This window comes from Niastella sp. (assembly GCF_045805085.1).
Lineage (GTDB): Bacteria > Bacteroidota > Bacteroidia > Chitinophagales > Chitinophagaceae > Niastella.
The window spans coordinates 1-9,282 of the sequence record NZ_JBJMLX010000020.1 but is presented as its reverse complement, the minus strand read 5'-3'; the positions used below and the strand labels follow the sequence as shown (position 1 = coordinate 9,282).

The window sequence follows — 9,282 nt, the reverse complement described above, 5'->3', positions numbered from 1 at the left end:
TAATGTTCTGGGAGACGAACCGGTTTCGCCCAGCCTGGCACCGGTAAGTGGCTTGCTGAAGGTGATCCCACAGGAATACTCCGGCGTTTATACAAGCCATATCGATATTTCCGCAAAAGAGGCACAGAGGGATTATGCTGTCCGGGAAATAGATGCAGATGCCTTCCTCCATAAATTACTGGATGAGATTGGACACCGGGAGCAGGGTAAGTCAGTTGCATTAAGGAATTCGAAGCGGTGGGTGCCGGTGTTCGAATGGCTTTTTGAACAACCCGGTTCCGCCAGTGTCCTTCATGACCTTCCTGTAAAGATCCGACACCGGGGAGTATATCTCATTACAGGAGGATTAGGGGATTTGGGATTCACCCTGTCGAAATACCTGATAAATAAATATAACACAAGATTGATCCTGCTTGGGCGAACCGCTTTGACGCCGGATGAAGCAAACGGGTTCAGGATAATGCGGATGAGGGAATTAGAACAAATGGGCGGTGACGTATTGTATGTGTCCTGTGACATAGCTGATGCGGCAGCGGTAAAGGAAGCGGTGAACACCGGGGAAAGCAAATTTGGTATGATCGATGGGGTCATTCATGCCGCAGGTATTTCCGGTGCTGAAGCCAGAAAGACCATCAACATAATGACACGAGCCGATCTGGAATACCAGTTTGCGGCTAAGGCTACCGGTTTACAGATACTGAAAGATCTATTCGACAAGCGCAAGCCCGATTTCTGCCTGGCGACCTCTTCAATATCTGTCATTCTCGGCGGGCTGGGTTTTGGCGTCTATACTCCTGCCAACACCTTTATGGATCATCTGATCAATGCTTTTAAAAACAGCACGGAAGAAGATCCCTGGATAAGTGTCGGCCTGGATGGTTTGGATCTGAAGAAAGAGGGTAGTGGAGGCATCACTCCGGAAGAACTTTGCCGCCTATTCGAACATGTCATATCGCTTACAAATATCCCAAATATAGCTATCTCCGTAGGAGATTTAAACCGGAGGATCGACAAATGGGTTAGGCTGAGATCGGACGAAAAAGCCTCCTTCGCAGGAGATATCAGTAAGCCATCGAATGCTGCGGAAAAGAATCTTTTGCAATCTGATACAAAAGGACCGGGCACAGAAGAAAGATTACTGAACTTGTGGAAATTATTTTTTGGGATCGCCGATATCGGCGTGGATGACGATTTCTTTGGGATAGGTGGCGATTCGCTGAAAGCGATGGTCATCATCTCCAGGATCAACAAGGAGTTCAATACGGATCTTTCAGTCAGTGAACTATTCACCAATCCGACCGTGAGGGAATTGGTGCCGATACTCAAAATCGAAATTTCCCAAATGGGCATTGCCAATGAAGATAGGGTGATACAGTCCGGTCATACGCTGATACCCATCGCCGCAAACCAGGAGTTTTACCCGCTGAGTTCGGCGCAGAAAAGACTGTTTTTCCTTAATGAATTTGACAAAGATAGCCTGGTATATAATTTAACCTTATTGCTGGGTCTTAAAGGAGCGCCGGACAGGGTAAGGATACAATCCACTTTTGACAGGCTTTTACGCCGGCACGAAAGTCTGCGAACCTGCTTTGAGTTACTCAACAACGATCCGGTACAGAAAATAACGGACCCTGACAATTTTGAACTGGAATATTATAACGCCAGCGAAAATAACCTGGAATCCGTGTTCCGGGCCTTCGTCAGGCCATTTGAATTGGACCGACCTCCTCTGATAAGAGCCGGACTCGTTGCGGTTTCAGGAAATGCTGCGGATCCCGGCAATTCCGCTGATCACTACATCCTGATGGTTGACCTGCATCACATCATCTTTGACGGATTCTCCGAGGGCGTACTCATCAGGGATTTTATAGCCTTATACAACAATGAAGAATTGCCTGCCCTGCCCTTACAATACAAAGACTATGCTCAATGGCAGCAAAGTGATGAGCAGCGGCAATCGGTTAGCAGGCAAAAGGAATTCTGGCTGAATGAGTTCGCCGAAGAAATTCCCACCCTGCAATTGCCATTCGATTTTCCGAGACCTTCCATAAAAAGTTACGAGGGTAATACGCTTGCGTTTGAATTGGGCGAACAGGACGTACGTGGATTGAGGTTAGTGGCAGAAAAGGAGGGATCCACCTTATTCATGGTGCTCTTATCCATTTATGCTATCCTGTTGAGTAAATTGAGCGACCAGGAAGATATTGTTATCGGTACGCCTGTGGCCGGACGTGACCAGGCAGACCTGCAGCCGATAATCGGTATGTTCGTCAATACCATTCCGATAAGAAATCATGCAAATAAACAACTACGGTTTCAGGAATTCCTGGCCAATGTGAAATCCAATACTATCAGGTGTTTCGATAACCAGGGATATCAATATGAAGACCTGATCGATGCTTTACGGCCGGAAAGAGATACGAGTCATAATCCGCTGTTCGATGTCTTGTTCTCCTATGGCAATTTTTCCAGACCGGAACTTGTGTTGCCGGATCTGTCCCTGGAGCGCCTCGACTATCCCAATGTGGGTTCGAAGTTTGACCTTACCTTAACCGTTAACGATATTCAGGACCGGCTTTTTTTCACTTTTGAATATTGTACAAAATTGTTCAAAAAGGAAACCATTGAACGGTTTGAACAGTATTTCCGCAAGATAGTGACTACAGTAACTGCAACTCCTCATGTATTACTGAAAGACGTTGAATTGCTGGACGAAGCCGCAAAACGTCGTTTATTGGTTGAGTTTAACGCTACTGAATTGGATGACAGCGAAGGGGCGACGATCGTTTCTCTTTTTGAGGAACAGGTAAAACGAACGCCACACAAGATTGCCGTGGTATATGAAGATATGCATTGGACCTACCAGGAGTTAAATGAAAGCGCGAACCGGGTGGCCTTCTATTTACGAGAACAGGCCGGGATCAAACGGGAAGACCTGGTGGGCATTATGGTGAGCCGGTCTGGTAAGATGATGGCCGGGTTGCTGGGAATATTAAAAGCAGGCGGCGCTTATCTGCCGATCGATCCCGCCTATCCGAAACAACGGGTCGAACACATGCTTACCGATAGCGGGGCCGCCATTCTGATAACAGACAAGGGAAGAGCGATCGATTTTGCCTATAACGGGAAAGGGCTGCTGTTGGAAGATATTTTAAATGCGGCTGGCGATACTGCTCCAGCGATCAATAAACCCGACGATCTGTGCTACGTAATGTATACTTCCGGATCTACAGGCCTGCCGAAAGGAGTAATGATAACCCATGGCGCCGTAGTAAATTTCTTTCAGGGTATGAGCCGGAAATTGCCTGCCGGTGAAACAGATTGCCTTTTAGCTGTTACCAGCACTTCCTTTGATATATCGGTCCTGGAATTGTTCTGGACCATCTGTAATGGGATACAAGTGATCGTACACCCATCCGATATTTCATTGAATGGCCTTGACAGATATGTGGATACGGCCGCGGTGAGCCTTGACTTTAGTCTTTTCTTCTTCTCCAGTTATTCAAACGACGGGGATGATAAATATGATCTGCTGCTGGATTCAGTGAAGTATGCGGATAAGCAGGGCTTTAAAGCCGTATGGACTCCGGAACGTCATTTTCATGAATTTGGCGGACTTTTCCCGAATCCTTCCGTATTGAGCTCGGCACTTGCCATGATCACCGAAAAGATCGAATTAAGAAGCGGCAGCGTTGTCCTGCCGCTGCATGACGAAATAAGGATCGCAGAAGAATGGTCTGTGGTCGACAATTTATCCAATGGCCGGGTGGCGCTGTCCTTTGCATCTGGGTGGAACCCAAATGACTTTATATTGTCGGAAGATAATTTCAAAGACCGGCAAACAATCATGTATGAGAAGATCAGGGTTGTAAAAGACCTTTGGAGAGGGGAAAAGATCAGTCGCGTAAATGGTTTTGGCAGCACGACAGAGCTGCGCATATTCCCCGAACCCGTACAAAAAGAATTACCGGTATGGATAACCTCCGGAGGAAGCGCGGACACCTTCATCAGCGCCGGAGCGATCGGTGCGAATATATTGACCCATCTTCTGGGCCAGGATATCGATAGCCTTGCAAAAAATATTCAACTATACCGCGGATCAAGAGCAAAACATGGTTTCGATCCGGAAAAAGGAAAGGTCGCCATTATGCTGCATACCTATATTGGCGAACAGATAGAGGAAGTGGAGAAGATAGTAGAACAACCCTTTATGGAATATTTGAAAAGTTCCCTGGGATTGTCAAAAGTGCTTTTTGAGGAAGAAGGGATCAAAGAAGAGGAATTGCCGGAAGAAGACAGGGCACGGGTCCTGAAAAGCGCCTTCAAACGTTATTATACAACCAGTTCGCTTATTGGCACTAAAAGCAGTTGTGGAGAGATTCTCATGAAGCTGGCCAAGGCGGGTGTGGATGAGATAGCCTGTTTAGTGGATTTCGGTATTGACAAGAATAAGGTGATGGAGGGCTTACAACACCTGAGCGAGTTGAAACGGATGTATGCCGGTATATTCCCGGGGGAGCACCAGCCGGTCACCATGATGCAGTCCACTCCTTCTTTTATAAATCTGCTGGAAAAAGATCCGGGCTCAAAGAAATTCCTGGGGTCTTTGAAAATGCTGCTGATAGGAGGAGAGGCGGTTCCCGAATCGCTGATGCGTAATATCCGGGCCATTACCCGGGCGGCCGTGTTCAATATGTATGGTCCCACAGAAACAACGATCTGGTCCTGTGTGCATGCGTTTGATGATAACGAGGATAAAGTGAGTATCGGCAAGCCTATTGCCAATACGCAGATCTATATCCTGAATAAGGAACTGCAACCCGTGCCCATCGGTGTAACCGGTGATCTGTATATTGGCGGGAGAGGATTATCAAGAGGATATTGGAATAAGCCGGTATTAACAGCACAGCGGTTTATTGACAATCCCTTCCGGCCCGGATCGAAAATGTATCTGACTGGCGATGTAGCCAGATGGACATCGGAAGGCAATCTTGAATTCCTCGGCAGGTCCGACCACCAGGTTAAGATAAGGGGCTACCGGATAGAGCTGGGCGAAATTGAACATACATTGCTTACCTATCCAATGGTAAGAGAAGCCATAGTTGATGTCAGGGAAAAAGAGAGTGTCAAACAGTTAACCGCATACCTGGCAGCAGATCCCGCCATTGACCTGGTGGCCCTGAGAACCCACCTGGCTGACAGCCTTCCTCCCTATATGATACCCGCCCATTTTGTAATAATGGACCGGCTTCCCCTTACATCCAACGGGAAGGTCAACAGAAAAGCCCTGCCTGACCCACAGGATAATGGCATCAGGAACGATTTTGAAGCGCCCGGGACAGAGAACGAGCGATTGCTGGCAGAAGTGTGGTCAAAGGTATTAGGAGTTGGCAATATCAGTATTACAGATAATTTCTTCTCTCTTGGAGGAGATTCCATAAAATCCATTCAGATCATTTCAAGAATGCGAAACGCTGGTTATGAAATATCAGCTAAAGATATCTTCATCAGTCAGACGATCAGGATGCTTGCTCAAAGAGTTAAAAAAACAGGTTCTGTATCGGATCAGTCATTTATCACCGGAACCGGATCGTTAACCCCTATTCAAAGATGGTATTTCGACGGCATTTCACTGGATGCTCATCATTATAATCAGGCCGTCATGCTGTTGTTCCCGAATGGAATATCGAGAGACATCGTGCATACGATCTTCAGAAAGATACAGGAACACCACGATGCATTGCGGATGGTATTTAAGGAAGTCGACGGCTCATTCATCCCCGAAACACGGGGTCCGGACCTTCCGGTTGCCATCAGCGAATCTGATCTGAGAAAGGAACAAGACCAGGCATGGGCGTTGAACCTTTACGCGAACAAAGTACAGTCCGGCATCGATCTGGCTACAGGGCCATTGATGCAACTGGGGTTGTTTCATATGCATGACGGAAGCCGGTTGCTCATTGCCATACATCATCTCGTGGTGGACGGCATATCCTGGAGAATATTGTTTGAGGATATTGAACAGCTTTATCAACAGGTGCTGCATAACAAGCCGCTTTCACTGCCATTGAAAACAGATTCTTTTCAATCCTGGCCCGGTCATCTTTCCAGTTATATGCAATCAAAAACCTGGCAGCAGGCGGCAGTATACTGGCGTAAGTTCGCCAATGACTTCCCGCCCTCAACCATTGATCGGATACCGAGGGATTATCCTGGAGGGATCAATACCGGTGCCGTCAGCAGGATGGAAACATTTATCCTTGATGCGCCCGCAACAATCCGGCTTTTAACGGAAGCACATCATGCTTTTAATACGCGCGTCAACGATCTCATGCTGACCGCCCTATTCCTGAGTGTTAAAAAATTATATAAACATACCAGTCTGATGCTTGACCTGGAGGGGCACGGAAGAGAAGATATCGGACAGGGCATTAATATCAGCCGAACCGTCGGATGGTTCACCAGCATCTTCCGCATACTGATAGAAGGCGGGCAAAAGGACTTGTCGGACAATATCAAAAATATAAAGGAAACCCTGAGACGGATTCCTAATGCCGGCCTCGACTACCTGCTGGTGAAGTATGCCGAAGGATCAGCCGCATCGACAGCCAATCCACAAATGAGTTTTAATTACCTGGGTCAGTTCGATGCGGACATCGAGGGTAATTCTTTTACCATTGTGAGGGGACTGGAAGGTGATATGGTTTCACCCAAAGCAAGTTTACCTTATGATTGGGACATCGTGGGATCGGTAACTGCCGGAGAATTGAAAATGCATCTCCGGTATAGTACGGCGCAGTATAGAGAAGAGACTGTTCATAGCTTTATGAACTGTTATAAGGATAGCCTGCTGGAAGTAATTGATTATTGTTGTTCGTATGGCAGAACAGAACTAACGCCATCGGACATGTCGTACAAAGGGCTGTCCATTGATGCCCTGGATAAGCTGCAGCAGGAATATGCCATTAAGGATATCTATCCCCTGACTCCAACACAGGAAGGAATTCTATATCATTCATTAATAGATAAGGAGGCCAGCCGGTTTAATATACAAACCACCTGCCTGTTGACAGGTGATCTTAACCTGGATGCCATTGGAAAGAGCATGAATTACCTGATGGCCAGGTATGATATCCTTAGGACCATTTTCCTTCATGAAGGATACCAGCAGCATATTCAGGTTGTATTGAAAGATAGAAGGATCGGGCTATCCTGCGAAGATATCCGGGAAGTATTTCCGGAATCGTCAAAAAAGGAACTGATCAGAAAATACCAGCTGCAGGAGCGGGCCAGAGCGTTTGATCCGGACCGTGACGTATTAATGCGGCTGTTGATCATTCGTACAGGAGAGCGGGAATATGAATTCATCTGGAATTATCATCACCTGCTGATGGACGGATGGTGCATCGGCATCCTCGTCAATGAATTTACAACGATCTACCAGCATATGGTGAGCAGAACGGAGATCCGGCTGCCATCTGTGAAGCCTTATTCGCACTACATTGAATGGCTGGGGAACCGGGATAAGGAGGCGTCGGCAGCCTTCTGGGGGCAATACCTGGCAGGCTATGAGAACCGGACTGGTTTGCCAAAGCTGACGACCCTGTCGCAAGGAACAGCAGCGTCTTCCTATGATCAAAAAACATGGCAGGTGATTATAGATCAGGAGCAGACGCAGGGATTGAACCGTTTGTCCCGGCAATATGGGGTAACGATAAATACCATCCTCCAGGGCTGCTGGGGTATCCTGCTGGCTCGTTATAACAATACGGATGATGTCGTTTTCGGATCAGTGGTATCAGGCCGTCCGGCAGAGATCGAGGGAGTAGAAACGATGGTAGGGTTGTTCATTAATACAATACCGGTCAGGATAAAGTATGAAGGCACAGCAACGGCGGGCGATTTTTTACAGGAATTGCAGGCCAGCGCATTGGAGAGTGAATTGTATCATTATCACCCATTGTCGGAGATCCAATCCATGAGGGAGCCGGGAAGGGAGCTGCTGGATCATATCATAGCGTTTGAGAATTTTCCGATAGCGCAGCAGATAGGAAAAGCTGATGGTACATCAACCGGCAAACCATTTGAAATAAGCAACGCGGATTTCTTTGTGCAGGGCAATTATGATCTCGATATCACCATAATGCCATTGGATGAACTGATCATCCAATTTGATTTCAATGCGAACAGGTATGCAGAAAAGACGATTGAAAATGCAGGCACCCAACTGAAAAATATTATCAGTGCAATAGTGGCCAAACCGGATGGACTTTTAAAAGATATTTCGCTGTATGATGAACGGGAGCAGCTGGCGCTGAATGCCTGGCTGACGGCCGATCTGGAGCAAAAAACAACACCCATTCAACTCCGGCTCCACCGGAGTTTCGAAACACACGCGCACCGTTCGGCTATAGAATACAGGGGGAAACAATACAGTTATAAAGAAATAGGCGCCGATGCCGGTAAGATAGCCGCAGCGATAGCTGGTCATGGAATTGCCGAAGGCAGCTTTGTAGGTATTTTCTGCGAAGACCGTCGATGGCTGATCAGTTCCATGCTGGGTATATTACAATCAAGATCTGCATTCGTGCCATTGGAGACAACACTGCCTGGAAGTCGCCTGACATCCATGATCAGCCAGGCAGGTATCCGGTATATCATTACCGATCAGCAACAGACAGACTGCGAAAGAATAGATCCATCTGGAACGATCACCTGGCTGACGATTGACGCGATAGGACACCAGAAAGTAGCACTCCAACAGCTGCGGGATTACAGTCCTGAAGATCAGATCTATGTATATTTCACCTCCGGTTCCACCGGCAATCCAAAAGGAGTAGTAGGCAGGAATAAAGGACTTTCTCATTTTATAGAATGGGAAATAGGAACATTCCACATCGACAGTTCCCACCGGTTCAGCCAGTTTGTGAATCCCGGCTTCGATGCCTTTATGCGCGATATCTTCGTGCCACTCTGTTCAGGTGGTACGATCTGTATACCGGACGAAGAAAATCTGTCCACGGCTCCCAGGATCAGGGCATGGATAGATAGCCAACGCATCGATCTGATCCATTGCGTGCCGAGTTTCTTTAAATTATTCGGGAAAGGCGATTTGCAGGAAGTGCTATATCCCGCTCTGAAATACGTGCTGCTGGCAGGTGAAAAGATATTGCCGTATGAATTACAGGAATGGCACCAGGCTTTTGGAGAAAGGATCCGGCTGGTGAACCTGTACGGCGCTACTGAAACGACCCTCGTCAAAGGATACCGTTTCATCGAAAG

At 47.3% G+C, this 9,282-nt stretch carries 1 protein-coding gene; it reads left to right on the top strand.

What is annotated here, in order from left to right; genetic code table 11:
* On the top strand, nt 1-9,282 hold a 9,282-nt coding region (locus ACJ751_RS01020), incomplete at both ends, for a MupA/Atu3671 family FMN-dependent luciferase-like monooxygenase (protein WP_407743505.1).